Origin of the sequence: Bacillus salipaludis (assembly GCF_030938565.1) — a bacterium.
Taxonomy (GTDB): Bacteria; Bacillota; Bacilli; order Bacillales; family Cytobacillaceae; genus Neobacillus; species Neobacillus salipaludis_A.
The window spans coordinates 1,090,396-1,117,248 of sequence record NZ_JAVGVR010000001.1 but is presented as its reverse complement, the minus strand read 5'-3'; the positions used below and the strand labels follow the sequence as shown (position 1 = coordinate 1,117,248).

At 38.8% G+C, this 26,853-nt stretch carries 25 protein-coding genes, 1 pseudogene and 1 riboswitch; of the genes and pseudogenes, 11 read left to right on the top strand and 15 right to left on the bottom strand.

Annotated elements, in window-relative coordinates; translation table 11 throughout:
- Positions 1-7 precede the first annotated feature (7 nt).
- Together RCG21_RS05400 and RCG21_RS05395 are read right to left on the bottom strand one after the other, a co-directional pair.
- A complete protein-coding gene (locus RCG21_RS05400) occupies positions 8-1,012 on the bottom strand; it encodes a glutathione S-transferase family protein (protein WP_133336559.1) in 1,005 nt (334 codons plus the stop codon).
- Positions 1,013-1,024: 12 nt separating this feature from the next.
- Positions 1,025-1,405 carry a PaaI family thioesterase gene (locus RCG21_RS05395; protein WP_372512577.1) on the bottom strand — a complete coding sequence of 127 codons (381 nt, stop codon included), beginning with the start codon at positions 1,403-1,405 and terminating at the stop codon, positions 1,025-1,027.
- A 171-nt stretch (positions 1,406-1,576) separates the two neighbouring features.
- Between RCG21_RS05395 and RCG21_RS05390 the strand changes: the two genes are divergently transcribed.
- Both RCG21_RS05390 and RCG21_RS05385 read left to right on the top strand, forming a co-directional pair.
- The gene (locus RCG21_RS05390; protein WP_133336784.1) at positions 1,577-2,731 is read left to right on the top strand and encodes an amidohydrolase; all 1,155 of its coding nucleotides are present in this window, start codon (positions 1,577-1,579) and stop codon (positions 2,729-2,731) included.
- A 458-nt stretch (positions 2,732-3,189) separates the two neighbouring features.
- On the top strand, positions 3,190-3,747 hold the full coding sequence (locus tag RCG21_RS05385) for a cysteine hydrolase family protein (RefSeq protein WP_268884112.1): 558 nt from the start codon (positions 3,190-3,192) through the stop codon (positions 3,745-3,747).
- A gap of 101 nt (positions 3,748-3,848) precedes the next feature.
- Here the strand turns inward: RCG21_RS05385 and RCG21_RS05380 are convergent, their stop codons facing one another.
- The 5 genes from RCG21_RS05380 to RCG21_RS05360 form a co-directional block, all read right to left on the bottom strand.
- Positions 3,849-4,985, bottom strand: coding sequence for a Ger(x)C family spore germination protein (locus RCG21_RS05380; protein ID WP_133336565.1), 1,137 nt, complete (start codon positions 4,983-4,985; stop codon positions 3,849-3,851).
- A complete protein-coding gene (locus tag RCG21_RS05375) occupies positions 4,969-6,075 on the bottom strand; it encodes a GerAB/ArcD/ProY family transporter (RefSeq protein WP_133336567.1) in 1,107 nt (368 codons plus the stop codon). Before RCG21_RS05375 ends, RCG21_RS05380 begins: the two co-directional genes overlap by 17 nt.
- Positions 6,065-7,564 (bottom strand): spore germination protein, encoded by a 1,500-nt coding sequence (locus RCG21_RS05370; protein ID WP_133336569.1) that lies wholly within the window; start codon positions 7,562-7,564, stop codon positions 6,065-6,067. Before RCG21_RS05370 ends, RCG21_RS05375 begins: the two co-directional genes overlap by 11 nt.
- A 112-nt stretch (positions 7,565-7,676) precedes the next feature.
- Positions 7,677-8,117 (bottom strand): ferritin-like domain-containing protein, encoded by a 441-nt coding sequence (locus RCG21_RS05365; RefSeq protein ID WP_133336571.1) that lies wholly within the window; start codon positions 8,115-8,117, stop codon positions 7,677-7,679.
- Positions 8,118-8,201: 84 nt separating this feature from the next.
- A complete protein-coding gene (locus tag RCG21_RS05360; RefSeq protein ID WP_133336573.1) occupies positions 8,202-8,873 on the bottom strand; it encodes an alpha/beta family hydrolase in 672 nt (223 codons plus the stop codon).
- A 322-nt stretch (positions 8,874-9,195) separates the two neighbouring features.
- Here RCG21_RS05360 and RCG21_RS05355 point away from each other — a divergent pair, with 322 nt between their 5' ends.
- The 3 genes from RCG21_RS05355 (at position 9,196) to RCG21_RS05345 (ending at position 12,460) form a co-directional block, all read left to right on the top strand.
- The gene (locus tag RCG21_RS05355) at positions 9,196-10,869 is read left to right on the top strand and encodes a ribonuclease J (protein ID WP_133336575.1); all 1,674 of its coding nucleotides are present in this window, start codon (positions 9,196-9,198) and stop codon (positions 10,867-10,869) included.
- Positions 10,870-11,048: 179 nt separating this feature from the next.
- Positions 11,049-11,501 carry a cupredoxin domain-containing protein gene (locus RCG21_RS05350; protein ID WP_133336577.1) on the top strand — a complete coding sequence of 151 codons (453 nt, stop codon included), beginning with the start codon at positions 11,049-11,051 and terminating at the stop codon, positions 11,499-11,501.
- Between the two features lie 452 nt (positions 11,502-11,953).
- A complete protein-coding gene (locus RCG21_RS05345) occupies positions 11,954-12,460 on the top strand; it encodes an HAD hydrolase-like protein (RefSeq protein ID WP_308914248.1) in 507 nt (168 codons plus the stop codon).
- 101 nt (positions 12,461-12,561) lie between these two features.
- On the opposite strand, the gene RCG21_RS05340 is transcribed toward RCG21_RS05345, so the two are convergent.
- Together RCG21_RS05340 and RCG21_RS05335 are read right to left on the bottom strand one after the other, a co-directional pair.
- Positions 12,562-12,771, bottom strand: coding sequence for a DMT family transporter (locus RCG21_RS05340; RefSeq protein WP_133336581.1), 210 nt, complete (start codon positions 12,769-12,771; stop codon positions 12,562-12,564).
- Positions 12,772-13,050: 279 nt separating this feature from the next.
- A pseudogene (locus RCG21_RS05335) lies at positions 13,051-13,472 on the bottom strand (recombinase family protein); the annotation flags it as partial.
- A 259-nt stretch (positions 13,473-13,731) separates the two neighbouring features.
- On the opposite strand from RCG21_RS05335, the gene RCG21_RS05330 reads away from it, so the two are divergent.
- From RCG21_RS05330 to RCG21_RS05320, 3 genes are read left to right on the top strand one after another with little or no spacing between them, the layout of a single operon-like run.
- Positions 13,732-15,327, top strand: coding sequence for a spore germination protein (locus tag RCG21_RS05330; RefSeq protein ID WP_133336583.1), 1,596 nt, complete (start codon positions 13,732-13,734; stop codon positions 15,325-15,327).
- The gene (locus RCG21_RS05325; RefSeq protein WP_133336585.1) at positions 15,324-16,514 is read left to right on the top strand and encodes a Ger(x)C family spore germination protein; all 1,191 of its coding nucleotides are present in this window, start codon (positions 15,324-15,326) and stop codon (positions 16,512-16,514) included. Before RCG21_RS05330 ends, RCG21_RS05325 begins: the two co-directional genes overlap by 4 nt.
- 27 nt (positions 16,515-16,541) lie before the next feature.
- Positions 16,542-17,630 (top strand): GerAB/ArcD/ProY family transporter, encoded by a 1,089-nt coding sequence (locus RCG21_RS05320; RefSeq protein WP_133336786.1) that lies wholly within the window; start codon positions 16,542-16,544, stop codon positions 17,628-17,630.
- 624 nt (positions 17,631-18,254) lie between these two features.
- Here RCG21_RS05320 and RCG21_RS05315 read toward each other — a convergent pair.
- The 4 genes from RCG21_RS05315 to RCG21_RS05300 form a co-directional block, all read right to left on the bottom strand.
- A complete protein-coding gene (locus tag RCG21_RS05315; RefSeq protein WP_133336587.1) occupies positions 18,255-18,791 on the bottom strand; it encodes an HD domain-containing protein in 537 nt (178 codons plus the stop codon).
- Positions 18,792-18,889: 98 nt separating this feature from the next.
- Positions 18,890-20,311 (bottom strand): tetratricopeptide repeat protein, encoded by a 1,422-nt coding sequence (locus RCG21_RS05310; protein ID WP_308912935.1) that lies wholly within the window; start codon positions 20,309-20,311, stop codon positions 18,890-18,892.
- A gap of 146 nt (positions 20,312-20,457) precedes the next feature.
- The gene (locus RCG21_RS05305) at positions 20,458-20,736 is read right to left on the bottom strand and encodes an MFS transporter (RefSeq protein ID WP_235824848.1); all 279 of its coding nucleotides are present in this window, start codon (positions 20,734-20,736) and stop codon (positions 20,458-20,460) included.
- Positions 20,737-20,889: 153 nt separating this feature from the next.
- Positions 20,890-21,501, bottom strand: coding sequence for an RraA family protein (locus tag RCG21_RS05300; protein ID WP_133336591.1), 612 nt, complete (start codon positions 21,499-21,501; stop codon positions 20,890-20,892).
- 361 nt (positions 21,502-21,862) lie between these two features.
- On the opposite strand from RCG21_RS05300, the gene RCG21_RS05295 reads away from it, so the two are divergent.
- Complete coding sequence (locus RCG21_RS05295; RefSeq protein WP_133336593.1) at positions 21,863-22,300, top strand: SRPBCC family protein; 438 nt, start codon at positions 21,863-21,865, stop codon at positions 22,298-22,300.
- Positions 22,301-22,356: 56 nt separating this feature from the next.
- Here RCG21_RS05295 and RCG21_RS05290 read toward each other — a convergent pair whose 3' ends face one another.
- The gene (locus RCG21_RS05290) at positions 22,357-23,646 is read right to left on the bottom strand and encodes an alkaline phosphatase (RefSeq protein ID WP_372512745.1); all 1,290 of its coding nucleotides are present in this window, start codon (positions 23,644-23,646) and stop codon (positions 22,357-22,359) included.
- Between the two features lie 242 nt (positions 23,647-23,888).
- Between RCG21_RS05290 and RCG21_RS05285 the strand changes: the two genes are divergently transcribed.
- Both RCG21_RS05285 and RCG21_RS05280 read left to right on the top strand, forming a co-directional pair.
- A complete protein-coding gene (locus tag RCG21_RS05285) occupies positions 23,889-24,365 on the top strand; it encodes a divergent PAP2 family protein (protein WP_133336595.1) in 477 nt (158 codons plus the stop codon).
- Between the two features lie 55 nt (positions 24,366-24,420).
- A riboswitch (ZMP/ZTP riboswitch) is annotated at positions 24,421-24,504 on the top strand.
- A gap of 46 nt (positions 24,505-24,550) precedes the next feature.
- Positions 24,551-25,393, top strand: coding sequence for a bifunctional 5,10-methylenetetrahydrofolate dehydrogenase/5,10-methenyltetrahydrofolate cyclohydrolase (locus tag RCG21_RS05280; RefSeq protein ID WP_133336597.1), 843 nt, complete (start codon positions 24,551-24,553; stop codon positions 25,391-25,393).
- 373 nt (positions 25,394-25,766) lie between these two features.
- Here the strand turns inward: RCG21_RS05280 and RCG21_RS05275 are convergent, their stop codons facing one another.
- On the bottom strand, positions 25,767-26,807 hold the full coding sequence (locus tag RCG21_RS05275; RefSeq protein WP_133336599.1) for an LLM class flavin-dependent oxidoreductase: 1,041 nt from the start codon (positions 26,805-26,807) through the stop codon (positions 25,767-25,769).
- Positions 26,808-26,853 lie beyond the last annotated feature (46 nt).

Genomic DNA, 26,853 nt, shown 5'->3' with positions numbered 1-26,853 from the left:
TAGCCCATCATCCCCTTAAAAATTTTTCTTCCTTCCTGCTTAATTCATGGCGGTTATGCTCGGAATATAGACCTGACAGATCTGGACCTTTAGGCAAAATGCCTTTATGGCCTTTTTGGTCATCACTCGCGATATGGTTTGATAAATGATAATGCCTCTTAATTGCATCAAAATCTGTTGTATCGCCAAAGCCAGGTGTCTGATATAAATCACGTAAGTAGCCCCATAAATTTGGAAAATCCACAATCCGATTTCGATTACATTTGAAAGCTGAATAATAGGCACAATCAAATCGGACCAGCGTTGCATAAAGTCTAACATCTGAGTCCGTAATATAATCGCCAAATAAAAACCGCTGCTTCGCAAGTCGTTGCTCTAGGACATCTAGTCGGGCGAAAAGAACATCATATGACTCTTCATAGGCTTCCTGCGATTGGGCAAAGCCGCATTTATACACCCCATTGTTCACTTCATGGAAGATGACGTCGTTTAGAGCATCAATCTCTTCACGTAAGTGTTCCGGATACAAATTCGGTGCATTTTCCTTATGAAACGGTGCCCAAGAAGTTTCAAGATAGTTTGTTAGTTTAAAATAATCATTGTTAACGACCTTTTGTTCCTTTACATCAACAAATACAGGAACCGTTGGCCGTCCCGTATAATCGGGGTCAGTTTTTTTATAGATTTCACTTAGGTAGAGGATTCCTAAAACTGGGTCTACACCGTTCTCATCCAAAGAAAATTCCCAGTCCACATGCGCAAGCTTTGGACGCATTGGACTTGCAGTTCCCAAACTAATAACTTCCTCTAATCCTAGTACTCTTCGAACAATCACCGATCGATGGGCCCAAGGGCAGACAGCCGACCATAATAGCCGGTATCGTCCTGCTTCTACTGGAAGTTCACCCTCGCTTGTACCAAAGGGTGTAATAAATCTATTTTTTTGACGTTTAAAAGAACCATCGGAGCTTATTTCAGTAACAGTTCCTGAAGTGTTTTCGCTTTTTGACATGTCAGGCACCTCTCAACTATTGAATAAAATTGCTTTTGCCTTGGCTACTAATTTTTCTTGATCATCGTAGATGGAACATTCCGCATGGGTAAGCGTGCGGCCTTGCTTAAATACATGAGCATGAGCAATAAGGTATTCTCCCTTTGCTCCTTTTAAAAAAGTAACATTTAAATCGGTTGTCACGACCCTTTGTGTACCATCTTCGTTGGCAGCAATAACATTGCACATAGCTACATCCGCGAGGGAGGAAATAATCCCTCCGTGTATAACGCCAACACTGTTTACATATAACGGTTGAATGGGCAAAGTTACTTTTATCCTGTTTTCGTCGACTCTTTCATATTGGAATCCTAAAAATTCATCCAACGGTTGTTTTATAAACAAAGTGCACACCTCTGTTTTGATTCAAGTAATTTCAAGTTTTTCAATAGGTTTAATTTATTTTAGACTTTTCTTTATTTTTAAGTCAATCAATACAGGTCGAATATTCTGAAATTACAGAGGTTTGATTAATTGACTTCTTTACTTGAGATACTTACCATAGTACCTAAATTCGTTAGGGAGATGAGCACCTTGCAAGTGAAGGAAATAGGGGATTATTTAGTGAACTTTAGACGAAATCTTCATTTGGAACCAGAATTGTCAAATGAAGAATTTGAAACGACGAGAAAAATTAAAGAAGCGCTGCTATCTCAAGATATTAGCATTCTTAACCTCCCGCTAAAAACAGGTGTGGTAGCTGAAATTAAAGGAAGTCAACCCGGTCCAACTATTGCGCTTCGCTGCGATATTGATGCATTGCCAATTTTGGAACAATCCGAGGTAAGCTTCACCTCGAAACGTCAAGGCGTAATGCACGCCTGCGGGCATGATTTTCATACCTCCGTCATTTTAGGAACTGCCTTTTTATTGAAAAAAGAAGAAAATAACTTAGCCGGAACGATTCGACTGATTTTTCAACCGGCGGAGGAAACAGGCCATGGTGCTAGAGCAATCCTCGATACCCATGCATTAGATGATGTGGACGTTATTTTCGGACTCCATAATGATCCGACACTTAAAATTGGTGAATTGGGGACAAAGCATGGCGCTCTGACTGCCGGAGTCGACCGCTTTGAAATTCATGTTACCTCAACTGGGGCTCATGCAGCCAAACCGGAAGAAGGAAATGATCCGATTATCATCACCGGGCATATCATTTCCAGTCTGCAAACCATTATCAGCCGAAATGTACCACCAAGGGAAACGGCCGTTGTAAGCATTACCCAAATTCACAGCGGATCCACATGGAATGTAATTCCGGATACTGCCTATCTGGAAGGAACAGTCCGGACATTTAGTAAGACCCAGAGAGCTTTTATTCAGAAGCGCATGGAACAAATTTCACACGGAATTGGTGTGACGTTTAATGCAAAGGTAGAGCTTGTTTGGCATCCGGGGCCACCATCCGTGGATAATGCGCCTGAATGGGCAGATTTTGCGCTTGAGGTTGGGGCTAAAGCCGGCTACAAGACAAGAGTAGTTGAGGCCAGTTCCATTGGCGAGGATTTTGCCTTTTACCAGGAAAAGCTTCCAGGTGCATTTGTGATGATTGGGTCAGGCGGTCCTTTCGATTTACACCATCCGAAGTTTGTTGTGGATGAGGCAGCCCTTCTACCAGCATCTGAATATTTTCAGCTTTTGGCTGTAGAGGCTTTGGGGAAATTAAAGCAAGGTTAAACTTTTTTATGGTTGAGGTTGGCTTGAACCATTTGTTGCTTGAATACGGGAACTATACACAGCTTATAGGTCCCGTACCTATTCTTTTTCTTTGATCGCGGGCATTATGGGAACCTGATAGTTCCCAAGCTTTTTTGTTTTTCTTCCCTACGGGCACTATGAAGTCCTGATGCTTCCCGCACTTCCTAGTTCTTCTTCCCTACGGGTACTATGAAATCCTGATGCTTCCCACACTTCTTAGTTTTTCTTCCCCACACACCCTCTCTTTTTCTATAATCATCGAAACTATCAACTCTTATTGGAGACACTTTTCCTTTTTCTTATCTGATTTCCGCCCTCAATAACCTCGACCGTTTTATTGCATAGATGTTACATTGAAAAAAGGTAATTTATTTAGTGATGCCGAATATTATGTACAATGGTAATCCAATATTTTGATAGAGAAAGGGGTATATAAATTGGACAAGACCGCCTTAATTCTAGTTGATATCCAAAATGATTATTTTCCTGGAGGAAAAATGCCACTCCACGAAACAGAAAAAGCTGCGAAAAATGCGAGGACTATCTTAGATTATTTTCGTGAAAACAATCTCCCTCTTTTTCACATTCAACACATTTTCAAAGATACACAAGCACCATTTTTTGCACCGGACACAGAAGGAGCTCAGATTCATCAAAGTGTTACACCATTAGAAAGTGAAACTGTGATTCAAAAGCATTTCCCTAACAGTTTTCTACATACTTCATTAGAAGCAGAATTAAAAAATCTAGGTATCGAACATGTAATCATTGTTGGCATGATGAGCCATATGTGCATCGATGCAACAAGCCGTGCGGCTGTAGACCTTGGCTTTAGTTGTACTGTCCTTGAAGATGCATGTACATGCCCTGATCTTACCTTTAACAATAAAACCATTAAGGCTGTAGATGTCCATGCTGCGTTTATGGCAGCACTTGGAAGCCTGTATGCTACAATCAAGACAACCGATGATTTTCTTGTTAAAACAACAAACTGATAACTATTTTTAAATAAGCAAAAGGAGAAACGTTTCGTCGATTGCGGCCACGAAGAACTGTTTCATGGCCGTAATCTTTTTTGATGAAGCATAAGACACCTTTAATTAATGATTCCAGAATTCAACAGCTCCAATTGAAGGTCTACCTTTATTGGGATCTCTTTAATCGCAACATTTTTATATTTTCCCTCCCAAAGTCGATGATGGTGGACCTTGATTTCTTCTTCAATTCCAAACCCATCACAATTCGCTTTTTGTAATTTCGATATCGTTCTTTTAGCAGTATTCGTTAATCCAACTTTTATTTCATTATTAAGCTGCTCTAAATGAAGCGGACTTGTTAAATGATTTTTAGGATATTCCCTAATCCGATATTGGAGCTTTAGGGCTAAATTTGCGGTAACTGCACCATTTTTCACATTTAGTTTTGTCTTTGGCCGGGAATTGAGAATTTCAACAATGACATAATTCAATTGGTTTTGTTGATAACGGTGATTCGTTTTCACCAAGAAGGAAACATTCTGTTTTATAGCTCCACTAAGAAGTATAAACATCTTTGATTCTGGAATGGTTAGTTTTCCAGTCATTTTTTCATTATTAAACAACGCCATCCCCACTGATTCTGCCCGATTACCTTTACTATGAATTTTGATCAGCGGTAATAACGGATCCTTTGTATGTTTAAGTAATAAAGGACAGACCGACTGAACATTATAATCTGTATAAAAACCTGTTGCTACCCCGCTTTTTAAAAACTCATCATAATATCGTCCATTTAAATCAGCCTCTACCTGTTTTAAACGAATCGCATCCATTGCCCTTCCTTGAACAATAGCCACTTTTGCACCAAGAGCACCTTTTGGATTCCGATAAATATTATCAAGTTCTTGATAGAGTCCTTTTGCTGCAATCCTCTCTCCGAAAAGTATCACTTGAGTTTTTGAAGTGTCAATTTTTTCAGAAATCTTCAAATCCTCCTGTAACAGCGAATCTCCAGCTGTTTCCCCACGTGAGGTAAGAATGGTACTTTTCGAAGAAGTTGTTGAGCTAGAAGTTAAATTTCCTGAACTCCCCAAACCGATTGGATACGAGGTACTAGCAACTACTTCCCCTTTAGAGCCAACATCATATCCAATTAGTTCAATTATTTTTTGCTCTTTTAAAAGCCGCTGGTCCCAACAGCCTGTTAAGAAAAACGGAATATAAACTACCATAAACCATCTAATTATCTTTTGCATTGGATTCACCCTTCTGCTGCTTTTTAAATAAAAGGGAAATGATTAAAAGAGATATAGGAATAACCATTAAAAAGATGAAACCAACATAGGTAGTGAACTGCGTTAATTTTTCTATCGCTTTTTGATGATTAAAAAATAGAGCAACACCAAAACAAATGATGGCTGATAAATAAACGAAAGACCTTCTATTCCATTTCTTTATTAAAAAAGTACCAGCTAACGATGCACCGTAAAGGTAGCTTATAAAGGATGTCCCCACCAAAATAATCCACAGAGAAATAAGGACTAAATCAGGTCTTTCGATAATTTTGAAAGTAAAAGACTTTAAAAGATAAAGGACAGGCTCTGGGAACAGAATCATTTCGTCATTACTAAAGTAAATTAAGCAGACAAAGGTTAGGAATGAATATAATAGGGTGACAAATAAATTAGCCAATGTAACAGCTTTAACCCGTTCCTTTCCTGTTGAAATAACAAAAGGTGATACGATCAGAAACATTTCCATCCCCTGCCATGCTAAGGTGGCATGTGAAGCTCCTTTTATCATGTTCAAAATTCCTGAATGACCAATCGGCATGATATAGTGAAAATTTCCATCTCTAAAAGCAATTGAAGCAGTAAATATAAAAACGAATAATACAAAAGTAGCAAGAAAATAAAACCTGGCAATTACCTTAAGGTTTTCGACCGCCATGTATATTCCGATGGAGCACATCAAAATAAGGATCACCCAATAAGGAGTGTAAAGGAGCATCCATTTTTTTATAATATAGACAAATAAAATTAGAATGGTGGAGCCAGTCAGTAAGAAATAGAATGCATAAAAAACGGTTAAGCATTTTCCCAAAACCCTTCCCAAAATTGATTGCAGGATTTGAAATAAATGCTGCTTAGGGAACCGATTACATAAAATCAGATAGACAATAGCAAGAACCTCCATAAGAAGCCCTGTAAGGAGAAGGGATATCCAGCTATCTCCTTTTGCAAATTTGTGAATGTCGTATGGTAACGAAAGAAAAGCCACCCCTATTTGAGTCTGTATTAAAAAGGTAATAAGCTGAAGCTTCGTAATTTGGTTTTCATTTTTCATTTTTTTCCCATCTTCTTGGTCGATATAGTCGTTTTTTATTTTGAACTAATAACTCTCTAGGTCGGAACTTTAAAAGCCAAAGTGGGAATCGAATAAATGCATCCTTCATCCCTTGTACATTAAACGGAGCAACAGGTGTAAAATACGGTGTTCCAAGGGACTCAATTTTACAAAGGTGACCAACGATAAACATTAAAGAAAAGATGATTCCGACAAAACCAAAGGTAGCAGCAGAAAGCATAATTGGAAAGGTTAGCAGCCGAACAGTGTTACTCATTTCATAGGATGAAATCGTATAGGATGATATCGAAGTAAGGGCAATCACGATAACCATAATATTTGATACTAATCCTGCCGAAACAATTGCATCCCCGATGATCAGACCACCGACAATTCCTATTGTTTGTCCAATTGGTGATGGCAGTCGAATTCCTGCTTCTCTAATTAATTCAATCGTGAACGCCATAATCATTGCCTCGATTAAAGGTGGAAATGGAATGTTCTCTACCGAGTTTTTTACAAGAAATAAAATTTCATTTGGGATAATTTCAAAATGGAAACCGATCACTGCAATATATAAAGCTGGTAATAAAAGTGAGAGGAAAAAGCTCGTTACTCTTAAAAGCCGAAAAGTAGAGCTTGTTAAAATCCTACTGTTGTAATCATCCGTCGTTTGAAAGAAAGAAAAAAATGATACGGGAAGAACAAGAACATCACAACTGCCTTCGGACATTAAGACAATTCTTCCCTCCATTAATTGAGCAATTGCCCGGTCTGGTCTTTCCGTAAAAAGTATATGCGGAAAAGGAGATAATGGCTGATCCTCAATTAACTCTTCTAAGTACCCGGGGCTAAAAGTCATGTCTGTAGATAGTGTTTGAAGTCTTTCTTCAAGTCTCTTTACCAACGTAAGGTTTGTTATACCATCCATATAGACAACGGCTATTTGGGTGTTCGTATATTGACCGGTACGGTGATAATTAACTCTAAGATGTTTACTCTGAATCGCTTGCCTGATAAAGCCTAAATTTGTCGATAAACTTTCAACAAATCCAGCATGTGATCCTCTTACTGCTTTTTCATTATCGGGCTCCTTGGGGCTTCGTGATAGGTCTTTCTTTGTATTAAATGAAAAGAGATCATCCTCTCCATGAACGATCAAAATTGTATTTCCTTGTAACAATGCATTTATGGTATCTTCAAGCATAATCTTACTTTTTGTTTCAGCAGTATATGGAATCTCACCAAAATCTAATTCTGGATTTTTACATAAAGGAACTAAGATACTTTCCTGGATTTTCTCCGAATCGGATATCGTTTCTAAATAGAAAAGAATTCCTTTCTCCTCATGATATAGAATAGGAAGCATTAACAAATCCTCGGTGTTACCAAAAGCATCCTTAATAAACTGTACACGGCACTCGAATGCAGACTTTCCAATATCTGAAGGCAGTTTATTTGGTTCACGATTAAATAAAGGTCGTTTCATAAATGAACTCCTATGTTTAAAATGTTCATTTTATGTTCTGCAAAATTTTCCAAACTTATCCCTAGAAATGAAAAAGAACCCTGAAGTAGGTTATTCTGGGTTCTATCGACTGTTATTTATGTTTAGTAAAATAATAAAGAAACCACACCGCATGGTTTTGCTCGTCTGCTGCAGCTCTTCGAAATACTTCTTTTATATGCTCTGTTGTAGCTGCATCAGCAATTTCCATATAAAAATCAACCGTTTTTTGTTCATCTTTTAGCGCAAATTCTAACCCGTCTAAATAAGCAGCCGGACACTCCTCCACAATTTTCGGCTGCGGTTGTCTCCCCGTGAGACTCACATATATCTGTTGGAATTGTTGAAAATGCTTGACTTCATCTTGACGAATTTCAAGGATTCTCTGCCGTTCTTCCTCATTTTTAGCCATATTTGCTAATTTGGAATAACAATTGATTGCACTATACTCCCCATTTACAGCCTTTTCAACATCACTGACCAAGTTATTCGGTTGTCTAAAAAGAGCATCATGATAATTTGTATATGGATACATCCCTTACCCTCCCCATCTTACTGTTACTATCCTATGGGAAGATGAAGAAATGGGTGCTAAAAACTCTTACTCTTGCCACTTAGACTAATAAGGTTTATACCTCATCATAAAATCCTCTACTCTTTTCATAACTTCTTTTAATGCTTCTATTGAGGCAAAAATATCGCCCCCAATTTCCAAACTATGATCAGCATCTGGCACAATAAATGTATAGACAAGAGGATTATTTTTTAAAGTTGAAACTTTTTCCTCATTAAAATGATGGTCCATGTCCCCAATCACACAAAGTGAGGGGTGGTCAGCATTTAATAATGCTTCATAAGCATTATCAATTTTAACAAGGGGAGTCAGCCAGATACCAACTGCATTTTGAACAAAACCTTTTTCTGACCATTCCTTGGCCATTGGAATCGATCCAATCGATTTACCAAAAATAAAAAACTGTTCATAATTTGTATTTTTTAAAACTTCAACAACGACAACCTTCACATCATCGTACATCCACTGTGTTTGATCCGCATCAGGAAGCTCTTTAAACCGCTCATTCTTTGTAAACTGATAATTAATCTGTAAAACATCAACTTGATGATTTAAAAATAACCCCGTTGCATAATCAAAAAGCGGCCGCTGCGTTGTATAGCCTAGGCCTGGCAGCATGATACATATGCTTTTATTCGGTTTGTCACTGCGAATCCATGTATATGGAATTATTGAAAATTCATTTCTGATCACTTGAGCTTCAGATATTTGATACACACTAGCTCCTCCCGTTCTATTGAACATACAGCCTCTTTATTCCCAACCGTTTTTCGGCATACCGACAAATATCTTTTTTAATAAAAACTCATCTTTGTCCTTCATTAACTACAACTAGTTTCTATTTTAATTCTTGATAAAAGCATAATATACCTTTTTTGGGATGCGAGACTAATTGGCCGACTAGCCGCTCCATAATATCGTATCGATTTAATTAAACGATTGATTAGTATATGAATATCCCTTAAAAAGCTCTATTTTAAATAAAGAATTTCGAAACGGGAATACTAAATTTACCTATTTGGCTTTGGGAGGTATAAACTTGAGTACCCGTGAAAATACATTGTCAATTTTCGCTTTAGGCGGTATTAATGAAATCGGTAAAAATATGTATGTGGTTCAATATTCAGAGGAAATTGTGATAATCGATTGTGGAGGAAAGTTCCCCGATGAAAGTTTATTAGGAATTGACCTAATTATCCCTGACATCACTTACCTTGAGGAAAATCAAGAAAAAATTCGCGGGATGATTGTGACCCATGGACATGAGGACCATATCGGCGGAATTCCATACTTTTTACGAAAATTAAATGTACCCATTTATGCAACCCGCTTTACACTTGGCCTGATTGAATTAAAGTTAGAGGAACATCGGCTCAAAGGCGACACCAAACTTGTTCAAATTGATTCGGAATCGATATTGGAACTTGGCAAGATGAAGGTTTCCTTTTTCAAAACAAGCCATAGTATTCCTGATTGTCTGGGGATTGTTTTTCACACACCTGAAGGGAATGTCGTCCATACAGGGGACTTTAAATTTGATTTAACTCCTGCCAATAATGCATCATCTGATATTCATAAAATGGCCAAAATCGGCAGCGATGGAGTTCTGGCTTTAATCTCTGAAAGCACCAATGCCGAGCGTAAAGGACTGTCGCCATCAGAGCAGATGGTCGGTAACCATATGGATGAGGCCTTTATGAAAGCACATGGGAAAATTATCGTGTCTACATTTGCATCGAATGTGAACCGGATTCAACAGGTTGTCAATGCTGCTATGCTGACCAATCGAAAGCTGGCACTGCTTGGCCGAAGTATGGTAAATGTCGTAGGTGTTGCAATCGAACGCGGGTATTTAACCGTGCCTGAAGGGATGTTGATTGAGGCACGTGATGTAGATCCATTGCCGCCAGAAAGAGTAGCGATACTTTGTACCGGAAGTCAGGGAGAACCAATGGCGGCCCTCGCCCGCCTTGCTAGCGGAAGCTATCGGGATGTCGCAATTTATCCAGACGACACCGTTATTTTAGCAGCATCTCCTATACCTGGAAATGAAAAAGACGTATCGCGGATTATTGATAACCTCTTTAAACTTGGCGCAAGAGTCATTTATGGCTCCGGAAGTTCAACCGGAATGCATGTTTCCGGGCATGGGTATCAGGAAGATCTAAAGCTTATGCTTACCTTGATGAAACCAACCTATTTTATTCCGATACATGGTGAATACAGAATGCTCCATCATCACCAGTTGCTGGCGGAATCTGTTGGAGTAGAAAAAGGTAACACCTTCATTATTAAAAATGGTGATGTTGTCGATATTGAAAACTCGGTCGCCCGCCAGACGCGAAGTGTTCCATCCGGGGATACATATGTTGACGGTATGGGTGTGGGGGATATCGGGGAAATTGTGCTTCGCGACCGCAAGCAGCTTTCGGAAGATGGAATGTTGGTGATTGTGATTACTATTAGTAAATCCGACAGAAAGATTATTTCCGGTCCGGACACGATTACACGTGGTTTCGTCTTTGTAAAAAATTCAGATGATCTTCTTAAAGAGGTGAATCGTCTTACCAAAAAGACCGTCACTGACCTTCAAGGAGAAAACATCCGGCAATGGAATGTTATTAAACAAAATATTAAAAAATCAGTCGGTCAATACCTTTTCACCCAAACAAAGAGAAAGCCAATGATCCTTCCGATCATTATTGAAATCTAAATTCACAAAAATGGCTCAGTTCCTGCACTGAGCCATTTTTCGTATTTTCAGTAACGTTTCTAAACCTTAAAACGACATTCATTCTTTTTTAATAATTTTTTCAGAGACCCTTCATTTTGTCTCTGTAAATATATGTTACGTTTTATAGGTATTAAAATTCGAGAGGAGAAATCTTACCTATGAAAAAGAGAATGGGATTTTTATTTGCAGCAGTAGCTTTAATGGTAATGATGTTAAGCGCATGTGGAAGCACTAGTAATAATTCTTCAAGCGCGACAACATCTTCTAGTAAAAAGTCAGATACCACAACACAGACAGCTAAAACTGGGAATACACAAAAGGTTGCCGCAAAAAGTGCTTCAACAGGAAAAGTAGTTACTATCAAGGTTATGGCAAAGGATTTTGAATACGATAAAAAAGTAATCCATGTTAAAAAGGGTGATAAAGTAAGAATCACTCTACAAAGTAATGATGGAGGTCATGGCTTTGCACTTCCAGCATTCAATGTAAACATTCAGGGGAATAAAAGTGCTGAGTTTACTGCTAATAAAACTGGGACATTTGAATACCACTGTTCTGTAGTATGCGGAGCAGGACATTCTAAAATGACGGGAAAATTAATAGTAGATTAGTATTTTGCTATAAAAGGGACTTTCTAATAAAGATCCTAAAAAGAAAAGAGTTGGCGAAAAACAATACTAGTTTTCCCAACTCTTTTTTCTCCAAAGTTAAAAATTTGTTGATTATTTCTTTTTTAAAAGTTTAGGCAATTCCTGCGCAATAATTTTGAGAGGGCTGCTTACTTTTTGTGTTAAACAAAGCATAATCCCCTATTTCACATAAAATGGAAAATGGGTCTTCTGCGTGGATAATCTCTCCCCATGGACGAGCATATTATTCATGAGTGGAAGGCGACTGAATTTAAGCCTATTCCTCAAAAGTTGGTTAGCCAACTCGAAGATGAATGTGATTTTTAAATTTAATATGATATGAATATAAAAAACAAGGAGGAGCAGGATTTTATGAACATATTATGGGATTTTGACGGAACGCTTTTTGATACGTACCCGGCACTTTTAGAAGGATTTATGCAATTAACCCCCAAAAACTAGATCGGGGTGAAGTCTTAAAATGGCTGAAAAAGGACTCAAAAACAGCGTTTAAACATTATGGGATTAGTGAAGACCAACGAGGAAAATACGAAGAATTATACAACTACTATTCAAAACTAAATAGTAAACCGTTTGATTACATCGAAAATGTGTTATCAACTGTTAACAGCAATGTCATCGTCACTCACCGAGATAAGGAATCTACCATCTATCTCTTGGAAAAGTTCAATTTAAAAAAGTATTTCAAAGACATTGTTTCTGTTGAGGAAGATGGTTTTATTCGAAAACCCCATCATCCTTCTTATGAACACGTTCTTAAAAATCACAAAATAGATTTGGTGGTCGGGGACCGGGAACTAGATTTAATTCCTGCGAGAGAATTAAAGATTAACACGGTTGCTTTTCAAAACAAAGGTATTGAAGCAAATTTTCATATTGAGAGTTATGCGGATTTTATTCCTGTGGTTCTTCAGCGATGATATGGAACAAAATCTCCCTAGATTACTGATGGATTTGGAATTCATCGGGGTCTTGAACACAAACTCCTTAGATGACTAACGGATTTGGTCTTCATTGTAGCCTATAATTTTATATTGATTCCAGTCCATATTGCGTAAGCCGGCCCGATTGGAAGAATCTTTAATGAGAGGGAAGGAAAATAAAAGCTGAAACTTCCAAAAACAAGACATGCTACGGTAGGAAGAAATTTTTTAAATCCTTCTCCACGTTTTAGGCTTATTACACTTCCATTTTCAGCAAATCCGGCTAGAGGGAGTAACAGCCTTGCCATCTACTCATCACCTAACCTTGGACAAATTATCGTACTTCTTGTTGACCATCATTTGACTCGAGTTTTTATCCGATTATGCCAAAAATCATTAAAATGACAAAAAATATTTTTAACAGATTATAGACTCTCCCCAAAAAATCGCCCCAACAGCTTTTGTTCCAACCGTACCCAAACCCGTAAAAATGGGCATACCCTGTTCCCACGAGTATTATACGTAAAGCTTTGGACAATAAAAAAGCTGAAAATAATAACCCCAAAAAGTAGATTCAGTAGGCTGTTCTAAATCGGCAATTCCAGTAAGCAAGTAGTAAATACCGTGCCATTCTTTATCAATTTGAAATTATTTTTTTGCATCTTACGATACAGAGTCATTCTAGATATACCAGCTTTTTCTGCAGCATTAGTATGATTCATCCCTTGATTCAGAAGATATAAGGCATAATTAACTTTTTCCTCATCAGTTTTCGGTCTTCCAGGATTTTCCCCCCTCGTTTCCTTGCAGCCTGGATACCTTCCTTTGTCCGTTCAGAAATTAAATCTCTTTCAAATTGAGTAATACCAGCGAAAATGATAAACTACTTTTTTCCATGTGTTGTGGTTGTATTCAGCCTTGATTCCTTTAGACCTTCCAAGTGTACTCCCTTTTTAGAGATAAGTTCCGTAATCTCAATCAGATCCTTTGTAGAACGTGACAATCGAGTAAAGACTACTTTACAAAAATAGCGATAAACATTTGACATTAACTTGAAATGCTTTATTGCGGGTGAGAAAGCTTTGATGGTACTACCCCGCTAGTCGGGTTGATAATAGAACCTCTGTAGAAATTACTTTCTACTTGTTACATGTAACAGGAGTTTTTGGAAATAATTGAATAATTTTTAAAAAGGAGTGAGACACTTTAACGATGGAATATTGTGTTTTTTTTAAGTTAGATTTTATAAATCATATATTGGGGGGAATATGATGGTAAAAATTCGTAAGATGAGGCCTTTAAAAAAAGCCATTCAGGAACTGGAGAGTACCGGCGTATTGCCCCTAAATGTTCAAGATGAGGTACTCGCAGCGGATATATCCGTGAATGAACAGATTTTGAAACAAGTGTTTGAAAATTGTTCTGATATTGTCTTCCGCCCCATTTGCGCCAATAGGCAGACCAAAATGCTTCTGATTTATATAGATGGATTAGTGGATAAGAAAATAGTGGAACAGGTTGTTTTGAAACCAATGATGTTTGAAGGTATGCCTGATGGATTAAAGCAAGTGAACTCAATAGGCGAAATTATCCAAGACCAGCTTGTCGCTATTACTCAAGTAAAGGCGGTTTCTAAGGTTCGTGAGGTCAGTGATGCAGTATTGAAATCTAATCTTGCTGTTCTGACAGACGGGGAGAGTCAAGCGCTGCTTGCCGATATAAAAGGGTTTGAGAAACGTAGTATCGAAGAGCCTAGTGCAGAGCTTTCTGTTCGCGGCCCGCGAGACGGGTTTACGGAAACTCTCAGGGTAAATACGAGCCTTGTACGCCGGAGAATTCGGAGCCCTAGACTAAAAATGGAACCTTATTCGATTGGAGATTTATCGCAGACAGATATCGCGATTTCCTACATTGAGGGGATTGCTTCAAATTCGGTTTTAGAGGAAGTTCGCCAAAGGGTTCGGCGAATTCAAATTGATGGGATTTTAGAGTCTGCTTTTATTGAAGAGTTTATCGAAGATCTTCCTTTTTCTCCCTTTCCACAAATTCAAAATACCGAACGACCGGATGTTGTGTGTGCAAGCCTATTAGAAGGGAAGGTTGCCATTTTCGTGGATAACACACCTTTCGTTCTGATCGTTCCAATGACATTTTGGACAGGAGTGCAAGCAGCGGAGGATTATTATGAACGATCGATCTTTACATCCTTCATTCGATTTGTACGTTTTACACTTATAAATATTTCTTTATTCCTCCCTTCTCTTTACGTTGCGGTGACAACCTATCATCCACAATTGATCCCGACAAATTTGCTTATCAGTATTGCAGCGGCACGGGAAGGAATTCCTTTCCCGACTGTCGTGGAAGCACTGATGATGGAATTTTTGTTTGAAGGTCTGCGGGAAGCGGGTGTTCGTTTACCAAAAGCCGTTGGATCCGCTGTCAGTATCGTGGGAGCGCTTGTAATCGGACAAGCTGCCGTGCAAGCAGGCATAATATCAGCACCCATGGTCATAATTGTGGCTACCACCGGTATCTCGTCGTTTTCTTTTCCTCGCTACAACTTGGGAACAGCCTATCGTGTGCTGCGCTTCCCGATGCTACTATTGTCGGGAATATTGGGGCTGTATGGGGTTGCCTTTGGAGCCCTTGCTATAATCATACATTTAACTAATATTCGCTCTTTTGGTGTTCCTTATCTAAGCCCTGTTGCTCCCCAGATTCCTCGTAATTTGAAGGACGTATTGATGCGAGCACACCGGTGGAACATGACAAACCGTCCCGTGATGATTTCTGGTGAGGAAAAAATGCGGATTCCGAAAGGCCAACAACCCGGTCCGAAACAAGGGGACCAGACAGAATGAGCCCGCTAAAGGCACTTTGTCTTATTCTGGTTATTTCTTTATTTTTCTTGACGGGCTGCTGGGACCGAACGGAGTTAAATGATCTGGCCATAGAGTTGGGCTGGGGACTCGATCAGGCAGAAAATAACAAAATTGAAATCAGCGCTCAATTTATCATCCCTTCAAAAATTGGAATGGGGCAGAGTGGAAGAAGCGAAGCAGGAAAAACTGTTTTTATTGAATCGGGAACTGGAAAGGACACGCTTGAAGCTGTACAAAATATGCAGACGAAATTGTCAAGAGAAATCTTTCGAGGGCACCGTCGTGTTATTGTGATTGGAGAACAATTGGCTAGGCGGGGTCTCGATCCATTTTTAGATACCTATAGCCGCGATCCCGATATTCGCTTACGAGCTGATGCACTTATAGTAAAGGGGAGTACAGCGAAGCAGTTTCTGGAAGCATCCTATCCTTTAGAAAATATCCCTGCACTTGGGGCACTGAAAGAACACTCTCAAGTGGGTGGAATGGGAGATACGTCTTTATTAAATTTTTTTATCGCCATCATGAGTGACGGGATCACCCCAACCCTACCCGTTATTGAACTGAACCAGGGCTCCAAAAAACAAGATCAAACAAGTGTCAAAGGATTTCAAATTGTAGGCATGGCAGTTTTCAACAAAGACCTTAAATTAAAGGGGTTCTTAAATTTACAGGAAGATAAAATCTATCTTTGGCTAATCAACCGTTTAACTAAACAAACGATTACAGTAACTGTCCCTGAGGGAAAGGGAACTGCTAGTTTATATATAATCAAAATGAACAGCAAAATTATACCCATTATTCAAGGTCACACCATCAAGTATGACATTATCCTTTCAGGTGAGGGAATCATCCGAGAGAACAATACGAATTTAGATCTTACGCAATCGAAAAATCTTGATCTTCTAGAACATGTATTGGAAAAAGAGGCCGAAAAGGAAGCTCTTCAAACCATTGAAAAGGTTCAAAAACAATATGGAACCGATATCTTTGGCTTTGGTGAAGCCATTCATCAAAAATATCCATCCCAATGGAAAGTATTGAAGAAAAGTTGGGCCAATCAGTTCCGCAAGGTAGAGGTCTCAGTCCATGCAAATCTGACCATTCGACGAGTGGGTCTGACTGGACCATCGTTGCAGTTAAAGAATAATGAAATAAAAAAATAAGGAGACATACAGCTTGTGGCAAAATCAATGAAAATCTCTGGCTCGCAAATTTTTTGGATGATGTTCACATTTGAAGTGGGAAATTCACTTCTTCTGACCATATCATCTACGATCCGTAGTGTAAAACAAGATGCATGGATCTCGATGATGATTGCAGGACTTGTTGGCATTGCCATTACTTTTCTGGCAACTACACTCAGTTCGCTGTATCCGAACCAAACCATGATTGAATTTAGTCAAACCATTCTCGGTAAATGGCTTGGTAAGCTGATGATGATTCCCTTTTTCCTTCTATGGTACTCGGCGATTGGGGTAATCGTCCGTGAATTTGGTGATTTCATGATTACCGCGTTGTTTCATAAGACACCTTTGTGGGTTATTATACTTACCACCATGTTACTGCTCATTTTTATCATGTATCAAGGTGGTATAGAAGGGATTGGACGCTTAAGTGAAATCGTTGGTCCAATCGTTATTTTGATGATTACTGTTTTGATCATTTTAGACCTTGGCAATATGCATTGGCATTATATACTTCCCATTTATCATGATTCTGGATTGCTTCCAATCCTTAAGGGTTCCTATACCCCCATGGCCTCCTTTTTTGGAGAGTCTGTCATGATGACAATGTTCGTCTTCTTTATGGAAAAACCGGACCAAGCGTCAACACGGGCGATGTGGGGAATAGGGCTGGCCGTTTTCATGGTGAGCGTCGGCACATTGGCTGTGATTTTCACGTTCGGGCCAAATTTACCTTCAAGGCTTTTGTATCCGTTTTACGATATGAGTCGGTTCATATCCGTAATGGAATTTATTCAAAACGTGGATATTTTGATTGTCATTATATGGTTTTTTAGTATTTTTGTTAAGCTGGCGTTATATATGTTTATTGCAAGTTATGGAACGGCACAATTGTTTCACCTGAAGGATTGGCGAAAAGTGGTTTGGCTTCTTGCTCCAATTTCGTTTGTTATGGCTCTGTCGATTAAAAATATTCAGATATTCGCCCAGTATTATGATAAGTTTTTCGTGCTTCCATTTGTATTTCCCATCAACATGATCGGGATTCCCTTGCTTTTGTTGGTTGTTGGCTGGATTCGAAGAAAATATGCGTAAGTCCAGTAGCATCATGTGGTGTTTATTGTACTTGTTAATGGGAATAAGCCTCACAAACACCCATTCGGGTTGTTAAAGAAGGGATTTCCAAGCTTAAAACGAAAATAGCGGACGTTAAGACCTAATAACCTTTATATATAAGGAAAGGTAAAGTTTACACAACTCTGTTAGAATACTTTTGAAATAAGCCAAAAGCTTGTTAAAGCAAGGTTCAAAACCTATTACCAAAAATAAAATTCCATTAGTTTTAAAGGATATTATATGTCAACTAGCCCTATGACGGGGCTGGTTTTTCGTATTTTGAAAATCAAAGGTAACAAAACCCTATCAGATAAATACTATAAATGGGTCCTCCAGTCAATCTTTTTTAAAACGGTTCAATCTTGTTCTAAACGGTACAACTTTGTTTTAAATCCACACATGGTCGAAATTTAACTAAACATTGAAAATCAATTATGACTCCATTCCTAAATGGTTTAGTGACAGGTAATGTTCTGCCTTGCTAATAATCTTTAACTAAACGTTTGATTAGTTTAGACTGTTTCAGCCAAAACCCCAATTTACCAAGGCTTACGCCGTTCAATTAAACGTTTAATTAGTATACGCTTTTCCGACACAAGGCTTTTAGTGAAATAACAATTCCACTTCATTACGTAATTCTTCTAACAAAGCAAAGGTCCCTTGGGCCCCCAAGCTTTCCACGACATTCGTGTAATACCACTTTTGCTTCTCCTTGCCCCGTTTAAACCTCTTCCAAACCTCTTCGCCAACTTGTTCGTAGTCATTTCGGATTGATCGAATATTATGTAGTTTATCCGCACAAGCAACAGCACGGATTTCCTTTGAAGCAGTTTTTAAAAATTCAATCGTATGTTCCTTCCGCTTCTCCCAAGAGAGCGATTTATCTGGTTCGGAACAGCCCGCAACGATTTCAGCAGTTTTTTCTCCGAAATTAAGTTTAATATCTTCCAAGGTTAAAGAGGTATCTTCAACTGTATCATGCAGGATTCCTGCTGCCACCACATTATCAGGGTAACCTGCTTTCATTAACAGCATCCCCACTGCTACCGGATGGGTAATATAAGGTATTTCCGTCAGTTTTCGGTACTGACCTTCGTGTGCTTTGCTAGCTATATGAAGTGCTTTTTCAACCATTTCCATCGTGAATCACTCCTCTTATTTTTATTCTATCATTCCTTATTGTTTACTCTAGTAAATTTCCCCAAAAAAGAGCTCGGAAACGAGCCCTGTATAAAAGGTTATCCAACCTGTTGATTATGTTTTAATTGCGCAGCAATTTTCTGATATACACTAGCTTCCTTGACCATCCCCTTTTGCTGATACATTTTACTAATTCTTAAGACGGGAATTGGGTTTTGTGGCTGTAATTCCATCTCCCAAAAGAAGCAATCGATGGCCTTATCATATTGCTGAAACTCTGCATAATATTCCCCCAGTTCCATCATCCGTTCTGGGTCCTCTTCCAACCCGGCCATTTTATTGATTTTTTCAAACACCTTTAAATGGGGAATTGTCTCATTAACAGGGATTAGTTTATTGCGAACCGTTTGGAGGTCATGTTCTTCTAAAAGGAGAATAGCCAGTTGGGACATTTTTTGTTCCATCTGGATTGTTTTCTTATCATCGGGAAGATGTTTCAGCAAGGCAAGGAAATCGTCCAAGTGTATGAACACAAACTTAGGGTCGGAATTTCCCCAAATGTTGGTTAGAATCGTTTCGTAGGAATGTGGCAGGTCATCTAAAAAGGTGAATAAATATAAGGCGGCCTTCTCAGTGTTCCCTTTCGCAACCATTTTTTCAATCAGTTGTTTTGCTTCAGGAATCTCATTAAACGGGTTAATGTTTGCCTCACTTAAAACGAGCATCCATTGTTCTAACGTTAGAAATCTTAGTGCAAGTGAAGTAGATTTTTCAAGGGCCTCCACTCTTTGTAGTTTTTCAACTCGTTCCAGCCACAGCAGTAACACTTCAACATTACAATCCTGCTGCGTAGATATTTGTTCTAAAAATTTTTGTTCCTTTGGATTTAAGCGGTTTTGGAAGCAGTGCAGCTCTACATAAAGTGGGTCCTTTTTAAGGATTTCAGACAAACTGGAGGTATTGTAAAAATCGTGGTAAGAAAAGTATTCGTGTGATTCTAATCGTTCCTTTGCAGATTTTAAGGAAGGAGCAAAGTCACGTAAAATTTGAATCACCTGGAAGGATTTCATAAATTTTCCACTTCTTCTTTGATGATAATAAATTTTGTCAATCATTTCGATTAGCTGATTTTTTTCAAAAAAGGAGTCAAGTGTTGTGGCAATATAGGCAACTTCTTGCAGTGAAAAATGCTGTTGGAGTTCTGTGAAGAGTTTATTTTTACTCGGAATTGAAACGTTTAAATTGGGGATAAATGTGGGTAACATTGGATTGGGAGCCTTAAGTATAATTCCTTCTCGAAAAGCTTTATCGATAAAAGTATCTTCAGTGGTTTTAGAGAGTTTGTCACCATAAATAAAAGAGTTTTTATAGTAAACAAGATAATATTTATCGTGTTCTTCTGTCATAACTTCGACTACCTTGCTTCTTGCAAAAAGAGCGGCACGAAGAATATTCCCTTTTATTATTCTCTTTTTATCCTTTATTGACATTTCAGTTGGTATCATCAGTTCTTTATCCATTTAGCCCTGCCCCCAATCATCAATTTGACTCTTACCTTCGACTTTATTATATCACACGTCTAAAAAAAGAGTGCATCAGGCTATTTTTTCTAAAAAGGAAAGGATCTGGCGCAAAGTGCTTCATTTTCGCCAGATCCTTTTTCGTCCTAACCAGATACATTTTTATAATTATTTTCTTCCGTTACTTCCTTCTTATCAAGATTCATAAATAGAACCATCAGAAAAGATATTAACAGCAAAGCACTTAAAAAAAGCAGTCCGGATTTGGTATCCCCTGTCATCCCCTTTATAATACCTATCGCATAAGGACCCACAAAACCACCTAAATTACCAATCGAATTGATTGATGCGATCGCAACAGCTGCTGTTGACTGGGTTAAGAACAAGGATGGTAAAACCCAGAATGGAGCTTTAAAACTGTACATTCCTGTCAGAGAAACCGTTATTACATGGATGGTTTATCATAAGAGTGCTGAGGAACTTAATGTTGTGAAAGCGTTTGTTGAATTTATTAAAGATTTAGTAGCATCTTCGTCCATATAAAGAGTTGGGCCAGATTGAGATGGCCCAACTACCAATTAAGATAACATTTTGTCAAGATAGGCAATGATTTCTTCTTTATTGTTTGATACCTTTTCTGCTCTTTTAATGTCTTTCTCTAATTTTACTTGTGACTTTTTCAGGATTTCCTCTTCTCTTTCTCGGGGCACTACTACAACACCATCAGCATCTCCTATTACAAGATCACCAGAAGAAATGGTTACACCGCCGCATGAAATCGGTCCATTAATGCTTCCATTTCCCGTTTTATTGCTTGCAGCTATTGTAGTCCCTTTACAAAACACAGGATAATTTAATTCCTTTGCTCCTATAATGTCACGAATAACACCATCCGCAATAATCCCTTTAATGCCAAGGGTTTGGGCCATCCCGAGAATAAAATCACCTGCAATGGCTCTGCTCGTATCCCCTTTTGCGTCTATAACAATGACATCGCCTGGCTTTGCTTCGCGTATGGCTTTTAGTACAACAAGATTATCCCCTGCTTGCATGTTCACAGTAAATGCACGTCCTGCAACCCGGTATTCTTCTTTTAAAGGTTTGATTGATGCATCTAAGTTTGTCATTCCATCTAATGCATCGGAAATACAAGTTGTTGGTATGTCTTGAAATTGATCAACAATATTCATTTTTTCTCCCCCTGATTTTAATTTTCACACCAGATTAATAGCATCAACTGATGTTTTTGCTCGTATCTTTACCATACCAATCTTTCACCTAGTTCATAAAATCGAAATATTTCATATTGGTTTATTCTATATTTGAATGAACTTAAACGTGGTTGGTTAAGACTTTAATAATCAAACGGTCGAAAAAAGAGTACTAGGTGCCACACGACCTTTTAACGAAAGACAAATTTAATTAAACGTTTGATTAGTGTATGCTATTTAAGAAACAACCTGATTATTCGTGGAATCAAATTTTAATTAAACGTTTGATTAGTATACGCTAATCATCAGAATCTTTAGTGGAAAGTGAGATGGCTTGAGGATGAAAAACATTACAAAATTTAAAATAGCAAAACCTGCTCATGAAGTATTTGAAGCATTTGTTGATCCAGCGAAAATCGGTAATTTTTGGTTTTCAACAAGCTCAGATAGATGGGAATCTGGAAAGACGGTTGCATTAACATATAAAGAATACAATGCGGAACTTGAAATAAAAGTCATAAATGTTGTTGCAGATCAGAAAATCGTGTTTAAATGGGGCCCGGTTGAAGATGAGCATCAGGTGACAATCTCACTAAATGATGTAGATTCGTCCTCTACGATTATTGAAGTTACAGAAGATGGTTTTGACGAAAATGACCCTGAGTTCGTACATAATCTAGTCGACAATAAAGAAGGCTGGGTATATATGTTGACCTGTTTAAAAGGGTATCTAGAAAACGAAGTCAATACGTTGAGGGGCGCTTTAGTTAAAGAGTAGTAGTCAATAACCCCATTGAACAAGGGAGTCCAATGGGGTTAAACTTTTTAATGAAATCACTTACCTTTTTTAATCATTTCAAAAATGTTTTTCGCCTGACCTGTATTGTTTATTTTTCCTGTAAAAAGGTCGCTTCCGGGTCCGTAGGCATAAATGTTCACATCATCCCCCGTATGCCCGCTGGTTGTCCAGCCAGTTAAGGATCGGTTATCGAAAATCTTTTCAATTGCATTATCAATTTCAGTTACGTTTTTCGATTCTGTCGCTTTTTTTACCAATCGGATTTCTTCGGGTTTCAGTGACAACTCAATATTACTTTTTAACGTTTGTTCTACATCTGCACCTTTTGCAATTTGTTCAGCCATAAAGTCAGGAGTATGCTTTGCAGCTAGTATTGGCGCTGCAAACCAGTTATAATTCCCCTTTGCCCCGACTGAAAAACCGCCTGTTGAATGATCTGCAGTTGCAACCACCAATGTATGCTTTTCTTTTTTAGCAAAATCAATTGCCGCTTCAAACGCATTTTCGAAGTCTTGCATCTCGCTCATCGCAGCAACGATGTCGTTATCATGACCTGCCCAGTCGATCTGGCTTCCCTCAACCATTAGGAAAAAACCCTTTTTATTTTTACTTAATTTACTTAAAGCAGTTTCTGTCATCTCTTTTAAGGATGGTGTAGAAGCCTCTCGATCCAGCATTTTAGGCAATCCTTCAGGGGCAAACAATCCAAGCACCTTAGTTTGTTTACTTTTTAACATTTCGTCCTTATTCGTTACATAATCATAACCATCTTTTTGGAATTCCTTTGTTAAATCACGGTCAGAACGGACCAGGTTGGTTACTCCACCGCCAAGCATTACATCGATTTTGTGATGACCATTAATTTTCTCGTCAAAATAATCATCCGCTATCGCATCCATATTTTTGCGGTTTTTTTCATGGGCACCAAAGGCTGCAGGTGTGGCATGCGCAATCTGGCAAGTCACAACGAATCCAGTCGATTTACCTTTTTCTTTAGCCGCTTCCAGAACGGATTTTACCGGTGTGCCATTGCGGTCGACCCCAATCGCCGAATTGTAGGTTTTGACCCCTGTTGCCATGGCTGTACCTGCAGCAGCGGAATCCGTTACATTATGCTTCGGGTCATCCGAGTAAGTCATTTGCTGTCCAACTAGGTATGGATCAAACGCTGTGGGCTCAAACCTTTTTGTGTTCGGATTATCCTTAAAATAGCGATATGCAGTCGTATAGGAAACCCCCATTCCGTCTCCGATTAAAAAAATAATGTTGTTAATTTCTTTTTGGCCGTGATTAGCTTTGACCCCCTGATACATAGTTCCGAGTATCGTTCCGACAATTGCTATAAAAAGTGTAGCGACTATTAGTATTGTTTTCCGCAAAATTTGCTCCTCCTAAATTTAACTATATAGGTTCAGTGTCCCCTTTTAATTTATAATCATAAGGAGTTTGCCTTTTTGGGTAATCTAACATTAAAAAGGGTATGTAATAAAAGAAATTTCTTTTGCAATATACACATACAATCAATTATTAATGAGAAATGTTAAATACATTTACTGGAGGGAAACCTGTGTTTTTATCCTATCCTATTTTAGCCGCCCTTTTAGGGATGTTGATTGCTCAATTCGTAAAGATCCCCATTCATTTTTTAACTACCGGGGAATTAAGATGGAATCTAATGTTCAGTACTGGCGGTATGCCGAGCTCTCATACCGCAACGATTATCTCCTTAACGACAGCGATTGGGCTCACCTCTGGGTTTAAATCAAATGAGTTCGCAATTTGTGTAGTGATGTCTGCCATTGTCATGCATGATGCTACGGGGGTCCGCCGGCATGCCGGGTACCATGCGGAGGTTTTAAATAAATTGTTAGTTGATTTCAACGCTTTGGTCGAAACTCTAAAAGACCCTAATCTTAAAAAAACAGAATCCCGAGCAAAGCTCAAGGAACTTTTAGGACACCAGCCGGCAGAGGTATTTTTTGGTGCCGTCACCGGGATTATAATCGGTTTCTTAACCTATTTGGTTTATCCATTTTCTTCCTAACTAAAACCTTTATTGAATATCTTTTTAAGGTATGATATTCTCTAATCAATAAGAAGGAAAATGCAGTGACTGACGACAACCGTGGAATTGACCACATGGGAGCTGCATTTTATACGGTCGGGTCGTCTGGGCAGAGATAGGTATTTTTTTCCTATCTCTTTTATTATTTAGGAGGGTTTTTTTCAATGGAAAAAGTCATTTTAGATGGACAACTCGTAGCAACAAATATTAAAGATGCTTTAAAAGATAAAGTGAACGTACTAAAGGAAAAAGGAGTTACTCCTTGCCTTGCTACTATTTTAGTCGGAGATGATCCTTCATCAGCGACATATGTAAAAATGAAGGGAAATGCTTGTGAGAAGGTTGGAATTAAATCATTACGAATTCATCTTCCTAAGGAAACACAAACAGATGATTTATTAAAAACGATTGATGAATTAAACCAAGATGATTCTGTTCATGGAATTCTTCTTCAACATCCAGTGCCGGCACAGATTGATGAACGTAAAGCGTTTGAGTCCATTGATATTCGTAAGGATGTTGACGGGGTAACAAGCAGAGGCTATGGTGAAACAGCTTTAGGATTCGGAAAATATCCATCATGTACTCCGGCTGCGATAATGGAAATCATTAACTTTTACAATATCCCTGTTGAGGGTAAACATGCGGTTGTTGTTGGTAGAAGCCCAATCTTAGGGAAGCCGGTATCAGCTTTACTTTTAAATGCAGATGCTACCGTAACAACTTGTCATTCACGTACCACGAATTTACCAGAAATCGTTAAACAAGCGGATATTGTGGTAGCCGCTGTGGGTAAACCTAATTTTATTCAAGGGGACTGGATCAAAGAAGGTGCAGTAATCCTGGATGCTGGATATAATAAAGGCAATATCGGTGATGTGGATTACGATGCGTGTTATGAAAAAGCTAGCGCGATTACCCCTGTTCCAGGTGGAGTTGGTCCTGTGACAATTTCGATGCTGTTAAAGCATACTGTAAAGTCTGCTGAGGAAACTCTTCAAAACTAATATGATTTGAGTTGAGCTGTTTTGGCTCAACTCTTTTTTTTGCAATTTCATTAGCCTTAAGTATGCATTTATCATCTTCACCGGTAATGCAACGCCTTCCCTTTTACCTCGAGATCACTTTTTTCCTCTTCAGGGATAATGCAACGCCTTTCCTTTTACCTCGAGATCACTTTTTTCCTCTTCACGGGGAATGCAACGCCTTTCCTTTTACCTCGAGATCACTTTTTTCCTCTTCACGGGGAATGCAACGCCTTTCCTTTTACCTCGAGATTACTTTTTTCCTCTTCACCGGTAATGCAACGCCTTCCCTTTTACCTCGGGATCACTCTTTTCATTTTCACGGGTAATGCAGATACATTCTTTTTCAAGAGATTTACTGTTTCCCAGTCTCTCGACGCACAACAGGTGCTACCTCGGTTGCCAACCTTTCAATATTCTCCGCAACCTTCTCAAAAGGCATTCCGCCAATATCCATTTGAGCAATAAACCGCTGGTGCCCAAAAAGCTCATATTGATAGAGAATTTTTTCAATAATCTGCTGCGAACTTCCCACAAATAATGCCGTTTCCGGAGCAGCCATAATCTCAAAATCAGCTCTCGACATATGGGTACTCATGCCACGCTGGCGATTGAGATATCCCCAATAATTGGAGTGAAACGCATAATACTCATCTTTTGCCTGCTCCGTGGTTTTAGATATATAAGCATGTCCTGTGACTCCCACTTTCAAAGATTCCGGAGCATGCCCAGCTTGACTAGCCGCCTGCCGGTATATATCAACAAGAAGCTTAAATCGGATGGGCGGACCTCCTAGGATGGCCAAGGCTAAACCAGTACCTAATCTGCCTGCTCGTGCCGCGCTCTCCGGAGTGCCGCCAACTCCAACCCAAATCGGTATTTCTTTTTGTAACGGCCTCGGAGCTATTTCAGCAGCCTGCAATGGCGACCTAAATCTGCCACTCCATGTAACCCTCTCTTCCGCATTTAGCTTCAAAAAGAGCTCAATATGTTCTTCAAACAATTCATCATATTGGTTCACGTCATACCCGAACAGCGGAAACGATTCGATAAATGCTCCACGTCCGGCAATGATTTCCGCCCGCCCATTTGATAGTAAATCAAGTGTAGCAAAATCCTCAAAAAGACGGACAGGATCTATCGTATTTAAAACAGTAGTAGTAGTGGTTAGTTTGATTCGTTTCGTCACTTGTGACACTGCAGACAACACAATCGCTGGAGCTGATACTGCATAATCCAGACGGTGGTGCTCCCCTACTCCAAATACATCCAGCCCTAATTCATCCGCCATTTTTGCCGCTTGGATAATTTCTTTAAGTCGCTGATGCGCACTAATCGTCTTCCCTGTATGCGGATTCGGGCCTAAATCCGCTAACGTATAAATCCCAATTTCCATTTCTTTCTCATCCCTTCTTTCTTTATAACTAGTATTCAATAGTTGA